This is a genomic window from Micromonospora sp. NPDC005979 (assembly GCF_040614415.1).
Taxonomy (GTDB): Bacteria; Actinomycetota; Actinomycetes; order Mycobacteriales; family Micromonosporaceae; genus Micromonospora.
Genome location: NZ_JBEXUR010000006.1, coordinates 298,307 through 313,551, shown reverse-complemented (window position 1 = coordinate 313,551; position 15,245 = coordinate 298,307). Strand labels below are relative to the sequence as shown.

General features: G+C 70.0%; 15 protein-coding genes and 1 tRNA gene. 15 read left to right on the top strand and 1 reads right to left on the bottom strand.

Annotation, left to right across the window (positions count from 1 at the left end; all coding sequences use genetic code 11):
- Positions 1 to 107: 107 nt before the first annotated feature.
- Both ABZ272_RS13380 and ABZ272_RS13375 read left to right on the top strand, forming a co-directional pair.
- Entirely contained in the window at positions 108 to 1,853 is a 1,746-nt protein-coding gene (locus ABZ272_RS13380) for a CTP synthase (protein ID WP_355050193.1), read from the top strand.
- Positions 1,850 to 2,449 (top strand): NUDIX hydrolase, encoded by a 600-nt coding sequence (locus ABZ272_RS13375; RefSeq protein WP_355050192.1) that lies wholly within the window; start codon positions 1,850 to 1,852, stop codon positions 2,447 to 2,449. The genes ABZ272_RS13380 and ABZ272_RS13375 overlap by 4 nt, the downstream gene beginning before the upstream one ends.
- Before the next feature lie 87 nt (positions 2,450 to 2,536).
- On the opposite strand, the gene ABZ272_RS13370 is transcribed toward ABZ272_RS13375, so the two are convergent.
- Positions 2,537 to 2,809, bottom strand: a complete 273-nt coding sequence (locus ABZ272_RS13370) for a TM2 domain-containing protein (protein WP_355050191.1) — start codon at positions 2,807 to 2,809, stop codon at positions 2,537 to 2,539.
- 291 nt (positions 2,810 to 3,100) lie between these two features.
- Between ABZ272_RS13370 and ald the strand changes: the two genes are divergently transcribed.
- The 13 genes from ald (at position 3,101) to ABZ272_RS13305 (ending at position 14,999) form a co-directional block, all read left to right on the top strand.
- On the top strand, positions 3,101 to 4,216 hold the full coding sequence (gene ald, locus ABZ272_RS13365; protein WP_355050190.1) for an alanine dehydrogenase: 1,116 nt from the start codon (positions 3,101 to 3,103) through the stop codon (positions 4,214 to 4,216).
- Positions 4,213 to 5,208 carry a site-specific tyrosine recombinase XerD gene (locus tag ABZ272_RS13360; RefSeq protein WP_355050223.1) on the top strand — a complete coding sequence of 332 codons (996 nt, stop codon included), beginning with the start codon at positions 4,213 to 4,215 and terminating at the stop codon, positions 5,206 to 5,208. The genes ald and ABZ272_RS13360 overlap by 4 nt, the downstream gene beginning before the upstream one ends.
- A gap of 182 nt (positions 5,209 to 5,390) precedes the next feature.
- Positions 5,391 to 6,314 carry a ParA family protein gene (locus ABZ272_RS13355; protein ID WP_355050189.1) on the top strand — a complete coding sequence of 308 codons (924 nt, stop codon included), beginning with the start codon at positions 5,391 to 5,393 and terminating at the stop codon, positions 6,312 to 6,314.
- Positions 6,315 to 6,370: 56 nt separating this feature from the next.
- Positions 6,371 to 7,300: a segregation/condensation protein A gene (locus ABZ272_RS13350; RefSeq protein WP_355050222.1), complete on the top strand. Its 930-nt coding sequence runs from the start codon at positions 6,371 to 6,373 to the stop codon at positions 7,298 to 7,300.
- Positions 7,293 to 8,198, top strand: coding sequence for an SMC-Scp complex subunit ScpB (scpB, locus tag ABZ272_RS13345; RefSeq protein WP_355050188.1), 906 nt, complete (start codon positions 7,293 to 7,295; stop codon positions 8,196 to 8,198). The genes ABZ272_RS13350 and scpB overlap by 8 nt, the downstream gene beginning before the upstream one ends.
- Positions 8,185 to 8,955, top strand: coding sequence for a pseudouridine synthase (locus ABZ272_RS13340; protein WP_355050187.1), 771 nt, complete (start codon positions 8,185 to 8,187; stop codon positions 8,953 to 8,955). Before scpB ends, ABZ272_RS13340 begins: the two co-directional genes overlap by 14 nt.
- A gap of 195 nt (positions 8,956 to 9,150) precedes the next feature.
- A complete protein-coding gene (cmk, locus tag ABZ272_RS13335; protein ID WP_355050221.1) occupies positions 9,151 to 9,831 on the top strand; it encodes a (d)CMP kinase in 681 nt (226 codons plus the stop codon).
- Between the two features lie 52 nt (positions 9,832 to 9,883).
- Complete coding sequence (der, locus tag ABZ272_RS13330; RefSeq protein ID WP_355050186.1) at positions 9,884 to 11,290, top strand: ribosome biogenesis GTPase Der; 1,407 nt, start codon at positions 9,884 to 9,886, stop codon at positions 11,288 to 11,290.
- A 172-nt stretch (positions 11,291 to 11,462) separates the two neighbouring features.
- Positions 11,463 to 11,536: transfer RNA gene (locus tag ABZ272_RS13325), tRNA-Pro, on the top strand.
- A gap of 365 nt (positions 11,537 to 11,901) precedes the next feature.
- Complete coding sequence (locus ABZ272_RS13320) at positions 11,902 to 12,483, top strand: hypothetical protein (RefSeq protein WP_355050185.1); 582 nt, start codon at positions 11,902 to 11,904, stop codon at positions 12,481 to 12,483.
- Positions 12,452 to 12,811 carry a hypothetical protein gene (locus tag ABZ272_RS13315; RefSeq protein WP_355050184.1) on the top strand — a complete coding sequence of 120 codons (360 nt, stop codon included), beginning with the start codon at positions 12,452 to 12,454 and terminating at the stop codon, positions 12,809 to 12,811. Before ABZ272_RS13320 ends, ABZ272_RS13315 begins: the two co-directional genes overlap by 32 nt.
- Entirely contained in the window at positions 12,808 to 14,070 is a 1,263-nt protein-coding gene (locus tag ABZ272_RS13310) for a caspase family protein (protein ID WP_355050183.1), read from the top strand. Before ABZ272_RS13315 ends, ABZ272_RS13310 begins: the two co-directional genes overlap by 4 nt.
- A gap of 656 nt (positions 14,071 to 14,726) precedes the next feature.
- Positions 14,727 to 14,999: a hypothetical protein gene (locus ABZ272_RS13305; protein WP_355050182.1), complete on the top strand. Its 273-nt coding sequence runs from the start codon at positions 14,727 to 14,729 to the stop codon at positions 14,997 to 14,999.
- The last annotated feature ends 246 nt before the right edge of the window (positions 15,000 to 15,245 follow it).

Genomic DNA, 15,245 nt, shown 5'->3' with positions numbered 1-15,245 from the left:
GTACCCGTCGCGGAGGTGTTACCGTGGAATCCCGTGGATCGCGTGATCACTTTGCTGATCGAGCACGGCGGTCTGCATGACCGCGACAGACGACACGGGAGCAGGCCTTGGCCCCATCAGCACGGACGACCAGGCACATTTTCGTCACCGGGGGCGTCGCCTCCTCGCTGGGTAAGGGCCTCACCGCCTCCAGCCTCGGCAACCTGTTGACCGCGCGCGGGCTCCGCGTCGTGATGCAGAAGCTCGACCCCTACCTGAACGTCGACCCGGGGACGATGAACCCGTTCCAGCACGGCGAGGTCTTCGTCACCGAGGACGGCGCCGAGACCGACCTCGACGTCGGCCACTACGAGCGTTTCCTCGACCGGGCGCTGTCCGGCAAGGCGAACGTCACCACCGGGCAGATCTACTCCGACGTGATCGCCAAGGAGCGGCGCGGCGAGTACCTGGGCGACACCGTCCAGGTCATCCCGCACATCACCAACGAGATCAAGTCGCGGATCCTGGCGATGGCGGACCCGGACGAGGACGGCGTCCTGCCCGACGTGGTCATCACCGAGGTCGGCGGCACGGTGGGCGACATCGAGTCGCTGCCGTTCCTGGAGGCGATCCGTCAGGTCCGCCACGACCTGGGCCGGGACAACTGCTTCTACCTGCACGTCTCGCTGGTGCCGTACCTGGCGCCGTCGGGCGAGCTGAAGACCAAGCCGACCCAGCACTCCGTGGCCCAGCTGCGCAACATCGGTATCCAGCCGGACGCCATCGTGCTGCGCTGCGACCGGGAGATCCCGGAGAAGCTCAAGGAGAAGCTGTCGCTCTACTGCGACGTCGACCGCGAGGCGGTCGTCGCCGCCCCGGACGCCCCGAGCATCTACGACATCCCGAAGGTGCTGCACCGCGAAGGGCTCGACGCGTACGTGGTGCGCCGGCTCGGGCTCTCGTTCCGGGACGTGGACTGGGCGAGCTGGGACGACCTGCTGGAGCGGGTGCACCGACCGCGGCACACCGTGACGGTCGCCGTGGTCGGCAAGTACGTCGACCTGCCCGACGCGTACCTGTCGGTGAGCGAGGCGATCCGGGCGGCCGGTTTCGGTAACCGGTCCCGGGTGCAGCTCAAGTGGGTGCCCAGCGACGAGTGCGTCACCCCGGCCGGCGCGGCGGCGGCCCTGGCCGGCGTGGACGGCATCCTCATCCCGGGCGGGTTCGGCGTCCGCGGCATCGAGGGCAAGATCGGCACGGCCCGGTACGCTCGCGAGAACGGCATCCCCCTGCTCGGCCTCTGCCTCGGCCTGCAGTGCATGACGATCGACGTGGCCCGGCACCTGGCCGGCCTGGACGGCGCCAACTCGTTGGAGTTCGACGAGCAGGCCGCGCACCCGGTCATCGCCACGATGGCCGACCAGGAGGACATCGTCGCCGGCAAGGGCGACCTGGGCGGCACCATGCGGCTCGGGGCGTACCCGGCGACGTTGACCGAGGGCTCGATCGTCGCCGAGGCGTACGGCAGCACCGAGATCAGCGAGCGGCACCGGCACCGCTACGAGGTCAACAACGCCTACCGGGACGCGCTGACCAAGGCGGGCCTGCACATCTCCGGCACCTCGCCGGACGGCCGGCTGGTCGAGTTCATCGAGCTGGACCGCGACCTGCACCCGTTCTTCGTGGCCACGCAGGCGCACCCGGAGCTCAAGAGCCGCCCGACCCGTCCGCACCCGCTGTTCGCGTCGTTCGTCAAGGCCGCGGTGGCGTACTCGCAGGCCGACCAGTTGCCGGTCGACCTCGAGCCCGCCGCGGAGGCCCCGTCGGCGCGCAAGGCGGCCCGCAACGGCGCCGCGACGAAGGCGTCGGCGTGACCGAGCACCGCTACGAGGTCCGTTCCCGTGCGGAGCGGTACCGCGGGCGGATCTTCGACGTGGTCACCGAGGAGGTGAGCATGCCGGGCGGCGGCACCGCGCTGCGTGACCTCGTGCGGCACGTGGGGGCGGTGGCCGTGGTGGCGCTGGACGACGCCGGTCAGGTGGTGTTGATCCGCCAGTACCGGCACCCGGTGGGCCGGCACCTCTGGGAGCTGCCGGCCGGTCTGATGGACGTCTCCGGCGAGGAGTTGCCGGCCGCCGCGCTGCGGGAGCTGGCCGAGGAGGCCGACCTGACCGCCGGGCGGATCGACGTGCTGGTCGACCTGCACAGCTCGCCCGGGTTCACCAACGAGATCGTCCGGGTCTTCCTGGCCCGGGACCTCGCCGACGTGCCGGCCGACGAGCGGCACGAGCGCCACGACGAGGAGGCCGACCTCCAGGTCGTCCGCGTCGACCTCGACGAGGCGGTCGGCATGGTCCTGGCCGGCGAGATCACCAACGCGTCCGCGGTGGCCGGCCTGCTCGCGGCGGCGCGCGGCCGGGACACCGGCTTCGCGGCGCTGCGCCGGGCCCAGGCGCCGCTGCCGCGCTGAGCGCCGCAGTCGGTCCAGCCGATCATCGAGTACGCGCCAGAGGGGCCCCGCCATCGGCGGGGCCCCTCCGTTTGTCGCTGTGGCAGGTCAGTCCCGCAGCGGGCGGCCCTGCGCGTCCGTGCCGCCGTTGATCAGGATGAGGATGCCGTCGACGAAGCCCCAGATGCTGCCGAAGCCGAGGGTGCACACGCTCACGACCAGCTGCAGAACGCCGATCTTGATGTCGCCCATGTAGAACCGGCCCGCGCCGAAGAAACCCAGCACGATACCGAGGACGCCCGCGACGACCTTGCTCTTGTCGGAAACGCCCTGGGGGTACCCGGGCTGCGGGTACCCCTGCTGGTAAGGAGGAGTGGTCATGGGCGGACACAATAGTGATCCACTCGCCCGCTGTCCGTACCGCTACCCGTCAGATGGGACGATAATGGGCGAACACTGTCCTGACGGCTGAGGTGACGTCCACCGCCGGCCCGGTCCGTGCCCTGACACTCCGTCAGGTCGTCCGGGCACCGGATGCCACTGTGCTGGCTCGTCGCACGGCCGGACGCGCCTAGACTGCCGCCGGCGGGACCGGTGGACCGCGGCGGCAATGGGGCCGTCGTGGCGCCGAGCGGTCGGGGGAACTCAACCCCGAAGAGAGGTGTCTGCATCGTGAAGGTCGGAATCCCACGCGAGGTCAAGAACCACGAGTACCGCGTGGCGATCACGCCGGCGGGCGTCAACGAGTTCACCCGCAGCGGCCACCAGGTCTTCGTCGAGTCCGGCGCGGGCGTCGGCTCCAGCATCACCGACGAGGAGTTCGCCGCCGCCGGCGCGAAGATCCTGGCCACCGCCGACGAGGTGTGGGACACCGCCGAGCTGGTGCTCAAGGTCAAGGAGCCGATCGCCGAGGAGTACCACCGGATGCGCGAGGGGCAGGTCCTCTTCACCTACCTGCACCTGGCCGCCTCGAAGGAGTGCACGGACGCGCTTGTCGACCGGAAGGTCACCGGCATCGCGTACGAGACCGTCGAGCTGCCCGATAAGTCGCTGCCGCTGCTCGCGCCGATGTCCGAGGTGGCGGGCCGGCTCGCCCCGCAGGTGGGCGCGTTCTACATGATGCGTACCGGCGGTGGTCGGGGCGTGCTGCCCGGCGGCGTCTCCGGCGTGTACGCGGCGAAGACCGTCGTCATCGGCGCCGGCGTCTCCGGCATGAACGCCGCCGCCATCGCCCTGGGCCTGCAGTCCGAGGTGCTGCTGCTGGACAAGAACGTGGCCCGCCTGCGCCAGGCCGACGCCATCTACCGGGGGCACCTGCAGACCGTCGCCTCCAACGCGTACGAGATCGAGCGGGCCGTCCTCGATGCCGACCTGGTCATCGGCGCGGTGCTGGTGCCCGGCGCGAAGGCCCCGACGCTCATCTCCAACGAGCTGGTCTCCCGGATGAAGCCGGGCAGCGTGCTCGTCGACATCGCCATCGACCAGGGTGGCTGCTTCGAGGACTCGCGCCCCACCACGCACGCCGACCCGGTCTACAAGGTGCACGAGTCGATTTTCTACTGCGTGGCGAACATGCCCGGCGCGGTGCCGAACACCAGCACCTACGCGCTGACCAACGTCACCCTGCCGTACGCCCTCGAACTGGCCAACAACGGCTGGCGCGACGCCCTGCGCGGCGACCCGGCGCTGGCGCTGGGCCTGAACACCCACGACGGCCAGGTCACCTACGGCCCGGTCGCCGAGGCGCACGGCATGCCGGTGCTTCCGCTGGCCGAGGTGCTGGGCTGACCGACTCCACTGTCGAACGGGCCGGTGCGGGCGTCGAACCCGCGCCGGCCCTGCGCCGTGCCGTCCGCGGGTACCTCGACCACCTCACCGTCGAGCGCGGCCTGTCCGCGAACACCCTCGCCTCGTACCGCCGGGATCTGGAGCGTTACCTCACGACGCTGGCCGAGGCCGGTGTCGCCGACCTCGCGTCGGTCGCTCCCGGCGTCGTCGAGTCGCACCTGGCCCGACTGCGCGCGGGCGACGACGACCACCCGCCCCTGGCCGTGTCGTCGGCCGCCCGCGCGGCCAGCGCGGTCCGTGGCCTGCACCGGTTCGCCGTGCGGGAGGGGCTGGCCGGCGCGGACCCGAGCCGCGACGTCCGCCCGCCCACCCCGCCGCGCCGACTGCCCCGCGCGCTGGGGGTCGACGACGTTTCCCGCCTGCTGGAGACCACCGGTCCGGTCACCGCGACCGGTGAGGGCGCGTCGCTCGCGCTGCGCGACCGGGCGCTGCTGGAGTTCCTGTACGGCACCGGCGCGCGCATCTCCGAGGCGGTCGGCGCGGCGATCGACGACCTGGACGTCGACGAGGGCACCGTGCTGCTGCGCGGCAAGGGCGGCCGGATGCGCCTCGTCCCGATCGGCGGGTACGCCGTCGACGCGGTCCGCGCCTACCTGGTCCGGGCCCGCCCTGAGTTGGCCGCCGCCGGCCGGGGCACCCCGGCGGTGTTCCTCAACGCCCGGGGCGGCGCGCTGTCGCGCCAGGGCGCCTGGATGATCCTGCGGCACGCCGCCGCCCGCGCCGGCCTGCCGGTCGAGGGACCGTCGGCGGTGTCCCCGCACACCCTGCGCCACTCGTACGCGACCCACCTGCTCGACGGTGGCGCCGACGTGCGGGTCGTCCAGGAACTGCTCGGTCACGCCTCGGTGACCACCACCCAGGTCTACACCCTCGTCACCGTCGAACGGCTGCGCGAGGTGTACGCCACCGCCCACCCGCGCGCCCGCGACTGACGGCCACGGCGGGCATCGGCCCCGACACGCCGGGCCGGTGCCGAACGCCCTGCTGGTCGGTGGCGTACAGTCGGCATCGGCGCGGACCTCCTGGGGCGACAGACCGGGGTGCGCAGCGGCGCCGCGAAGGACGTCGGACGGCTCCGACGCCGGGTAGGTCGTCGGGAGGGGGCAACGAGCACATGGCTGGCAACGGTGACCGTGCCGAGACGTGGACGTCGGAGCTCCGCGAGCAGCAGGCCGCGCTCGGCAACGACCTGGGTCCGGCCGACCCGGCCGCCTACACGATGCGCAAGCCCATCCCCGAGCCGATGCCCACCGATCGGCACGGTCCGGCGCGCATTATCGCGATGGCCAACCAGAAGGGTGGCGTCGGCAAGACGACCACCACCATCAACCTGGGCGCGGCCCTCGCCGAGTACGGCCGCAAGGTGCTGCTCGTCGACTTCGACCCGCAGGGCGCGCTCTCGGTGGGCCTGGGTGTCAACCCGCACAACCTCGACCTGTCCGTCTACAACCTGCTCATGCAGGACGACGTGATGGCCGAGGACGTCCTCATCAAGACCGACGTCGCGGGCCTGCACCTGCTGCCGGCCAACATCGACCTCTCCGCCGCCGAGATCCAGCTCGTCAACGAGGTCGCCCGGGAGATGGCCCTGGCCCGGGTCCTGCGCTCGGTCCGCAAGGAGTACGACTACATCCTGATCGACTGCCAGCCGTCCCTCGGCCTGCTGGCGATCAACGCGCTGACCGTCGCGCACGGCGTGCTCATCCCCCTCGAGTGCGAGTTCTTCAGCCTGCGCGGTGTGGCCCTGCTGCTGGACACCATCGACAAGGTGCGCGAACGGCTCAACTTCGACCTGGAGCTCGAAGGCATCCTCGCCACCATGTACGACAGCCGCACCACCCACTGCCGGCAGGTGCTCCAGCGGGTGGTCGAGGCGTTCGGCGACAAGGTCTACCAGACGGTCATCACCAAGACGGTGAAGTTCCCGGAGTCCACCGTGGCCGGTGCCCCCATCACGACGATGGACCCGGCCTCCTCCGGGGCGCGTAACTACCGTCAGCTGGCCCGCGAGGTGATCGCCGCCCAGTCGGAGCGGTAGCCGGAAGTCCCGGTGCCCGTCTCGTGGACTACGGTCGTGCGGTGACCGCGCCACCCCTGCACCCGCCCGACACCGCCGATCCGGCCGTGGTCGACGGTGCGCAGCCGACCGGGTTCACGGTGCGACTGGCCAACTTCACCGGCCCCTTCGACCTGCTGCTGCAACTCATCGGCAAACACAAGCTCGACGTCACCGAGGTGGCCCTGCACACGGTCACCGACGAGTTCATCGCCTACATCCGCGCCATGGGCGACGACTGGGACCTGGACGAGGCCAGCGAATTCCTGCTCATCGCCGCGACCCTGCTCGACCTGAAGGCCGCCCGGCTGCTGCCCGCCGCCGACGTCGAGGACGAGGAGGACCTCGCCCTGCTGGAGGCCCGGGACCTGCTCTTCGCCCGGCTGCTGCAGTACAAGGCGTACAAGGAGGCGGCGGCACACATCGCCGAGCTGGAGGCGGTCGGCGGCCGCCGCTATCCCCGGGCGGTGAGCCTGGAGCCCCGCTACGCCGAGGCGCTGCCCGACCTGGTGCTCGGCATCGGCCCGCAGCGGCTGCTGAAACTGGCCGTGAAGGCGATGACCCCGAAGGTTTCGCCGGAGGTATCCATCGCCCACGTGCACATGGTGCGGGTCAGTGTGCGGGAACACGCGGCGATCCTCACCGCCCGGCTCCGCCGGGCCGGCACGGCCACGTTCTCGCTGCTCTGCGCCGACTGCGAGGCCACCCTTGAGGTGGTGGCCCGGTTCCTGGCATTGCTGGAGCTGTACCGGGAGGGGCTGGTGGCCTTCGTGCAGGAGCAGGCCCTGGAGGAGCTGACCGTGCGCTGGACCGGGCCCACCGACGGCGAGACCGAACTGCACGTCGACGAGTACGCCGGCACACCCGCCGACGCCGACCCGCCTCCCGGGCCGGAGCCGGTGGCGGCGGGGGAGGAGGCCGGCGGACCGGTCGAAACGGAAGCGACGGAGGGTACGCGGGATGAGTGACGAGGAGCGCCGGGACTCCCTGGCCGACCAGGCCGCCGCCTGGGTTCCCCCATGGGAACGCCCACGCCCACCGGCCCCCACCGCCGCACCTGCCGAGGCGGAGTCCTCCGACGCGGCCGCCGGTGAACTGGTCGTGCCCGCTGAGTCAATCGAGGCCGGTGAGCCAACCGAGGCCGCCGAGCCGGCCGACGTCGACGAGCCGGTCGTGCCCGCTGAGGCGGTCGTGCCGGAGGCCGGCGTAGCCGCTGTGGCTGGGGAGCCCGCTGCGGCGGGCGCGGCTCGGGGCGTACCTCGGCGGGAGCCCGTCGGGCGGCGGCGGCCGGCGGTCGTGCCGGAGCCCGCGCCCGAGCTGCCCGACGCCGAGCTGCGCGGCGCGCTGGAGGCGATCCTCCTGGTGGTGGACGAACCGGTCAGCGAGATGGTCCTCGCCCAGGTGCTGGAGCAGCCCGCCGAGCGGATCGGGCCGGTGCTCGACGAGATCGCCGCCGGCTACGCGGCCGCTGGGAACGGGTTCGAGCTGCGGCGGGCCGCCGGCGGTTGGCGGTTGTACACCCGGCCGGAATACGCTACGTACGTCGAGCGGTTCGTCCTGGACGGGCAGTCCGTGCGGCTGACCCAGGCGGCTCTGGAGACCCTGGCCGTGGTCGCGTACAAGCAGCCGGTGACCCGGTCGCGGATCTCGGCCATCCGGGGTGTCAACTGCGACGGCGTCATCCGTACGCTGGTCACTCGCGGTCTCGTCGAGGAGTGCGGCACCGAATCGGACAGCGGGGCGTTCCTGTACCGGACCACCACACTGTTCCTGGAGAAGCTCGGGCTGAACACCGTCGACGAATTGCCACCCCTCGCACCCTTCCTGCCCGACGACGTAGAAGAGCTTGCCGATGCGACCCGATAACCGTTCCCCGAAGTCCGACGCCCCCGTCTACGAGGGCGCGGAACGCCTGCAGAAGGTGCTCGCCGCCGCCGGCGTGGGTTCCCGGCGTGCCTGCGAGGACCTGATCTTCCGGCGCCGGGTCACCGTGGACGGGCGGGTCGCCAAGCTCGGCGACAAGGTCGACCCGGCCCAGGCCGTGATCCACGTGGACGGCGAGCGCCTCCAGGTCGACGTCCGCCTGGTCTACGTGGCGATGAACAAGCCGCGCGGTGTGGTCACCACCATGGCGGACGAGAAAGGCCGTACCGAGTTGGCCGACTTCATCGGCCGGCGGCTGGACCAGCGGGTGTACCACGTCGGGCGGCTCGACGCCGACAGCGAGGGCCTGCTGCTGCTCACCAACGACGGCACCCTCGCGCACAAGCTCATGCACCCCTCGTACGAGGTGCTGAAGACCTACCTGGCCGAGGTGGTCGGGCCGATCCCGCGCAACCTGAGCAAGCGGCTCCTCGCGGGCGTCGAACTGGAGGACGGGCCGGTCAAGGTCGACTCGTTCAAGGTGGTGGGCACCCTGGGCAAGAGCGCCCAGGTGGAGCTGAGCCTGCACGAAGGGCGCAAGCACATCGTCCGGCGGTTGATGGACGAGGTCGGGCACCCGGTCACCCGTCTGGTGCGTACCTCCATCGGTCCGATCCGGTTGGGCGACCTGCGCACCGGGCGTCTGCGGCGCCTGACCAACGCGGAGGTCGCCGCCCTGTTCCGCGCGGTGGGTGACTGACCCCCGGGCTTCGGGGTACGGCTGCCGGTAGGCTCCGCAGCGGCCGGGAAGCGGCCGCCGGAGGGTGGCGTGGGTCGCCTCGGGCGGCGGCGCGCGTGGGTGCGCCACGGGCCCCGGGCATGATGGATGACGATGGACAACCGCTTGCGGCGCCAGCACCGGGCGATCCGCGAGGTACGGGCTGAGGAGGACACGGTGGAGGAAAACGTACGGGCCGAGCGATGTGTGGTCGCTGTGGACGGGCCGTCCGGTTCGGGTAAGTCCACCGTGTCGCGGCGGCTCGCCGTCGGCATCGGTGCGCGCTACCTGGACACCGGGGCGATGTACCGGGCGATCACGTGGGCCGTGCTGCGCTCCGGCGTGGATCTCACGGACGCCGCGTCGGTGGCCAAGGTCGCCGGCGAGGCCGACCTGCGCATCGGCACCGACCCCCAGGGGTACGGCGTGACCGTCGACGGCGTGAGCGTGGACGCGGAGATCCGCGGGCCCGAGGTGACCCAGGCGGTCTCCGCCGTCGCCGCCGTGCCGGCCGTCCGTGAGCTGCTGGTCGCCCGGCAGCGCGAGATGATCGTCAACGCGGGCCGGATGGTGGTCGAAGGCCGGGACATCGCTTCGGTCGTGGCGCCGGACGCCGACCTGAAGGTCTTCCTGACCGCCTCCGAGGCGGCCCGCGCGGCCCGGCGCAGCGCCGAGGACGCCTCCGACGTGGCGGCCACCGCCGCCGACCTGGCCCGCCGTGACCGGCTCGACTCGACCCGCAAGGTCAACCCGCTGGCCCAGGCCAAGGACGCCGTCGTGCTGGACACCACCGAGCTGGGCATCGACGAGGTCGTGGCCCGGCTGCGTGACCTGCTCACCGAGCGGGGAGTGGCATGAGGTTCCTCGTGGGTGCGGCGTGTGCCGGTCCGGAGCGAAGCGGAGGAGTGGCATGAGCGCCGATTCGGCGGGGTGGGTCGAGCTGCGCGAGCCGGACGTCGTTTTCGAGGAGCCGACCGGCCCGCAGCCGGTGGTCGCGGTCGTCGGCCGCCCGAACGTGGGCAAGTCGACCCTCGTCAACCGGATCATCGGCCGCCGACAGGCGGTCGTCGAGGACGTCCCCGGCGTGACCCGGGACCGCGTGCCGTACGACGCGCAGTGGAACGGCCGGTCGTTCACCGTGGTGGACACCGGTGGTTGGGAACCGGACGCGAAGGACCGCGCGGCGGCCATCGCCGCGCAGGCCGAGACGGCGGTGGTCACCGCCGACGTGGTCCTCTTCGTGGTCGACGCGATGGTCGGTTCCACCGACGTGGACGAGGCCGCGGTGAAGATGCTGCGTCGCAGCGCCAAGCCGGTCATCCTGGTGGCCAACAAGGCCGACAACAACTCCATCGAGATGGAGGCCGTGTCGCTGTGGTCGCTCGGCCTCGGCGAGCCGTTCCCGGTGTCCGCGCTGCACGGGCGCGGCTCCGGTGACCTGCTGGACGCCATCCTCGCCGCGCTGCCGGAAGCCCCCGCGATCGTCGAGAACCGGCCGCGCGGGCCGCGTCGGGTGGCGCTGGTCGGTCGGCCGAACGTGGGCAAGTCCAGTCTGCTCAACCGGTTCTCCGGCGAGGACCGGGCCGTCGTCGACTCGGTCGCCGGCACCACAGTGGACCCGGTCGACAGCCTCGTCGAGATCGGCGGCCAGACCTGGCAGCTCGTGGACACCGCCGGTCTGCGCAAGCGCGTCGGCAAGGCCAGCGGCACCGAGTACTACGCCAGCCTGCGCACCGCCGGCGCGATCGAGGCCGCCGAGGTGGCCGTCGTGCTTCTGGACGCCAGCGAGCCGATCAGCGAGCAGGACCAGCGGATCCTCTCGATGGTGACCGAGGCCGGCCGCGCGCTGGTCATCGCGTTCAACAAGTGGGACCTGGTCGACGCCGACCGCCGGTACTACCTGGACAAGGAGATCGACCGGGAGCTGCGCCGCATCCCCTGGGCGATCCGGCTGAACCTGTCGGCCATGACCGGCCGCGCGGTCGACAAGCTGGCCCCGGCCCTCAACAAGGCCCTGGCGAGCTGGGAACTGCGCGTACCGACCGCGCACCTCAACCAGTGGCTCACCGCGCTCGTGCAGGCCACCCCGCACCCGGTGCGCGGTGGACGGGCGCCCCGCATCCTGTTCGCCACGCAGGCCGGGGTGGCGCCGCCGCGGTTCGTGCTCTTCACCACGGGCCCGCTCGACGCCGGATACCAGCGGTTCGTCGAGCGCAAGCTCCGCGAGGAGTTCGGGTACGAGGGCAGCCCCATCGAGATCTCCGTACGCCCCCGCAAGAAGCTCGGCCCGGGTGGCCGGGGCAAGGCGCACGGGTAATCCGGTAGTTCTGTCGGGTGGGCCAGGCGGTTACCGTCTGGCCCACCCTCCTAGGACGCTTTAGGGGTTGTGGGGTGGTTCGCTGCTCCCGCGATGCGGGTGGGGCCTGTGCGGACGGGGCAGGAGTGCTGCGCTAAGCTGTACCGGCTGTCGCAGGGGGAACTCTGCGGGGCGGGACGTGGCGCAGCTTGGTAGCGCACTTGACTGGGGGTCAAGGGGTCGTCGGTTCGAATCCGGCCGTCCCGACAGACAAAAGCCCTGGCCAGCGGAAACGCTGGCCAGGGCTTTAAGTTTGTCTGTGGGGTTTGAACCGTACATCGAAAACCCCCCATTTATCGGGGTCGGCAACCACGTTCGGCATCCCTGCGCACTGATGGGCGATGCGGGTGGGGGACGTCGCCTGAGGTCGGTGCCGAGTCGCTCGAGGATGTCGGAGACATCAGGGGCTTGGGCGGGCTTGGCGATGTCGTACGTGGCGGTGACCTCCTCGCTGGAGTGCCCAAGCTGTGCTGCGGCGCTTTTCGTGTCGGTCTTTTCCTTGCGACGGTCTTGCGGAAGTGTGTGGGGAGGAGTGACCCAGCGAGGGCGGTGTCGGCGCGAGCCTCACGCCATTGACGGCGGACGTTGTTGAGCGACAGTCAGGTGCCGCGTCGGGCAGCGACGATCGCGTCGTGTGGGTTGTGGCGGCGACGAGCTTGCGGGCCATGATCATGCCGACGGCGAACCGGCGTAGGACGACCATTCGCCAGCCGGCATCGCTCTTGTTCCAGGGTTGGCGGAAGAAGCTCTGGCCTTTGACGAAGACGAGCGTGCCGCAGATCGTCAGGGTGGGCGTTCGGCGGCGAGGTCGAGGTCCTCCCATCGCAGGGCGATGCACGCCCGACACGCCCCTCGGCGACGCCGACGGCATCGGCATCCTGCTATGCTCCCTGGCCAAAGCCCTCGCCGACCTTGACGCCGAACTGCAGGTAGACAGGTTCGCGGTGCATGGTTCACCGGACAGGACAGCCAGTAATGGCGAACTGCGTACCCATGCGAACAATCCGTCTGAATCAACACTGTCCATACGCTTCTGTCTTGCCGAGCTCACCGAGGGTAAGGTCAACGGCCTCCAGCGAGTATGGGTTGCCGATCACGTTAGCCCGGGGGTCAAGGATGTCTGTGCCGCTGCAAGTCGAAGTCTCGTCTGCTGAAGGGGACCCTGAGACGCTGCAGTCGCTTTTCGCGTGGCTGCAGAAAGAGGAAGAACTGCGAGGGCGGGTCAATGTCCGTCGACCCGCTGTCGTCGACGGGGAGATGGGTGCGTTGGCAGACACCCTGACGATGGCACTTGGTAGTGGCGGCGCCGTCGCCGCGCTCATCGCTACGATGTCGACATGGTTGACCGTGCGCCGCGCTCGGATTGTCGTGGAAGTTAGCACCACGGGGAGCACCCGTCGGGTCGAAATCGATGCGAAGGACGCGGAGGACGCCGGGCGTTTGCTGCGGGCCGCTCTTGAGCTGCCGCCGGATGCGCGATGAGCGCTCGGCTGCCTGACCGAATGAATTCGCGGGCGTTGATCGTCGGTGTCTCGCGGTTTGCCGACAGCGCCATCCCAGATCTCCCGGCCGTGGCCAATAACGTCGCGGCGCTCCGGGACGCGCTCACGGCGCCAGCCGGTGTTCTGGTGCCCGAGAACTGTCGGGCTTTGGTGAATCCGGCCCTGCCGCATGAGGTTGGGGCCGCCGTGGCCGAGTTGGCCGACGCGCCGGCGGACACCGTAATCCTCTACTACGCCGGGCATGGTCTCCTTAACCAGCAGGGGACGCTGCACCTGGCGGTCGGCGACACTAAGCGTAACTTCGAGACTTACACGGCCGTTCCTATGGAGTGGCTGCGAGCGGCGCTGGCCAGCAGCCCTGCCCGGAACCGCATCCTTATTTTGGATTGCTGCTTTTCCGGCCGGGCCGCTGAGGCGATGTCTGCCGAATCCTCCGCGGTCTCGGGCGCCATCGAGGTCTACGGCACATACACGATGACCTCGTCGCCGGCGAACTCCACCTCTATCGCGGTGCCCGGAGCTCAGTTCACGGCGTTCACGCAGGAACTCATTGCGGTCCTGCGCGAGGGGGTTCCTGGAGCTGGGCATCTGCTTACGCTGCGAGACATCTACCCCGAGATGGTCCGACGGTTGACATCGCGTGGTATGCCTCGCCCGCAGCGCCTCGGCACCGGTCTCGCGGAACTCATCGCGCTGGGACATAATTCCGCCGGCGCGGCGCACCTCGACGTTTCGCCCGTGCTTAAACCATCCTTGCCTGCGGCACCTGGGCGTACTCCGGCCCCATCCGAGCCGTCCGAGGTTCGCGCGTCCTCCGTACCGAAGAGGCCTTCGCCACACGATATTGAAGACCTCGCCCGCACGATGACCGGCGGGCAGATCGCGTCATTGAAGGCAAGCAAGTCGCTCGACTACCAGCAGTTCGGGCGGTTGTTAGCCAACGTGACAGCGCTCCGTTCCTTCGACGAGGTGGTCGAGATCGCATTCGCTCTGATCGACGCGGGCGAGCGCGACAACGCCGGCTGGCTGCTTGGCGTGGTGTCGCAGTCGATCCTGCGGTGGGAAGAGGTCGCGCACCGGCTCATTGAACTCAGGGAACGGGGGGCTCGTGAGTATTGGGTCATCTGGGTGAAGAGCATGCGCAACTGCATCGGTCGCAATGACATAGCCAGGCAGTTCAAGGCTGCGGGCGCGGATGTCGAGAGTCGACTGGTCCAGAGTAATGGCGCGGTTACCTAAGGCGGCACCGCCCTTACAGCATGGAATCGGGCGGTGATCCGACCTACTGCCGATCAGCGATCGTTGATGCGGCGAATCTCCGCGATGTCATCGGTCCAGCTCCTCAACCCGTACGACGTCGCTACGTGGACAGCGGTCCCCGACTCGACGTCGACCATGTCCTCCCCCTACCAAGGCGTGGCGCTCGGGTGCCAGCTCGTGGACAACGAGCCGCCGGCAGAGCTTCCAAAAGACCTCACCCATCCGCAGTTGATCGCTGTGACGGACAACGTTAACCAGTCCAAGGGAGACCAGGACACCTCCACATGGCAGCCGTCTCTGTCGTCGCGCCGGTGCGCCTACAACACAATGTGGATCACCGTGAAGTGCAGCTGGGGCAACTGCACCGCACGCAGCGGCTAGGCCCAGGAGAGCGAAGGTTCCATACTCCAAGGCCGAACATAGTAAAGCCGCTCTGTGCCGAGGCAAGGAGGCGGTCGGGGCAACGGGGGGCACAAGACGCCGTCAAACGTCGTCGAGCGGTGGCCGGTCATGGCAGCCTGAGACGGCGTGCGAGCAGGCATGAGCCGCCGTAGCCGCTGCTCGACCCGCTGCGGCTCTTGGGTTCCCTTCAACGTCTGCCATGGATGCACAGGGTCGGGTCTAGGCTGCCTCTTGTGCGTGGGCGACCACTAAGCGAGGTAGTGCAGGGCTTAGGCCAGCTCGACGGCGGAGTGATCTACGCGAGTAGGCCGTGGCTGGCGGACTCGGTGGCCGAGATACACGACGACGAGCAGCCCACCCGCCAGGAGTACTTGCTTGAGGTGGATCTGGCCCAAGAGGTCTTAGTGGTCTGGTCGCTGTGGCGCGATGGACGGCAACCGACAGCGTTGGAAGCTGTTGGAGCTGTCATCTACTACGCCGAGCACGACGCCTACCAGCCTGAGTGACTAACTGGGTGACGACCACGGCGTACACGGCTGGACGTTGGCGGACGGCGATGGACGCGGACGCCAGCCGAGGGCGTGCGTTGAGGCAGGTTGACGGGTCCTGATCGTTGTCTGGGGGTCGAGGGGTCGTCGGTTCGAATCCGGCCGTCCCGACCGATTGACCTGGGGAGATGAAGGTCCCTCCAGGTCGCGGCGGTCACATCCGGTATTGGATGGTCTATGTTGGCGGTAACGGTGTGGCTGTTG

What these genes read in the sequence shown, in the direction of transcription:
- ABZ272_RS13370 (WP_355050191.1), bottom strand. Translation starts at nt 2,809, where the DNA reads ATGACCACTCCTCCTTACCAGCAGGGGTACCCGCAGCCCGGGTACCCC.
- ABZ272_RS13355 (WP_355050189.1), top strand. Translation starts at nt 5,391, where the DNA reads ATGGCTGGCAACGGTGACCGTGCCGAGACGTGGACGTCGGAGCTCCGC.
- scpB (WP_355050188.1), top strand. Translation starts at nt 7,293, where the DNA reads ATGAGTGACGAGGAGCGCCGGGACTCCCTGGCCGACCAGGCCGCCGCC.
- ABZ272_RS13340 (WP_355050187.1), top strand. Translation starts at nt 8,185, where the DNA reads ATGCGACCCGATAACCGTTCCCCGAAGTCCGACGCCCCCGTCTACGAG.
- der (WP_355050186.1), top strand. Translation starts at nt 9,884, where the DNA reads ATGAGCGCCGATTCGGCGGGGTGGGTCGAGCTGCGCGAGCCGGACGTC.
- ABZ272_RS13310 (WP_355050183.1), top strand. Translation starts at nt 12,808, where the DNA reads ATGAGCGCTCGGCTGCCTGACCGAATGAATTCGCGGGCGTTGATCGTC.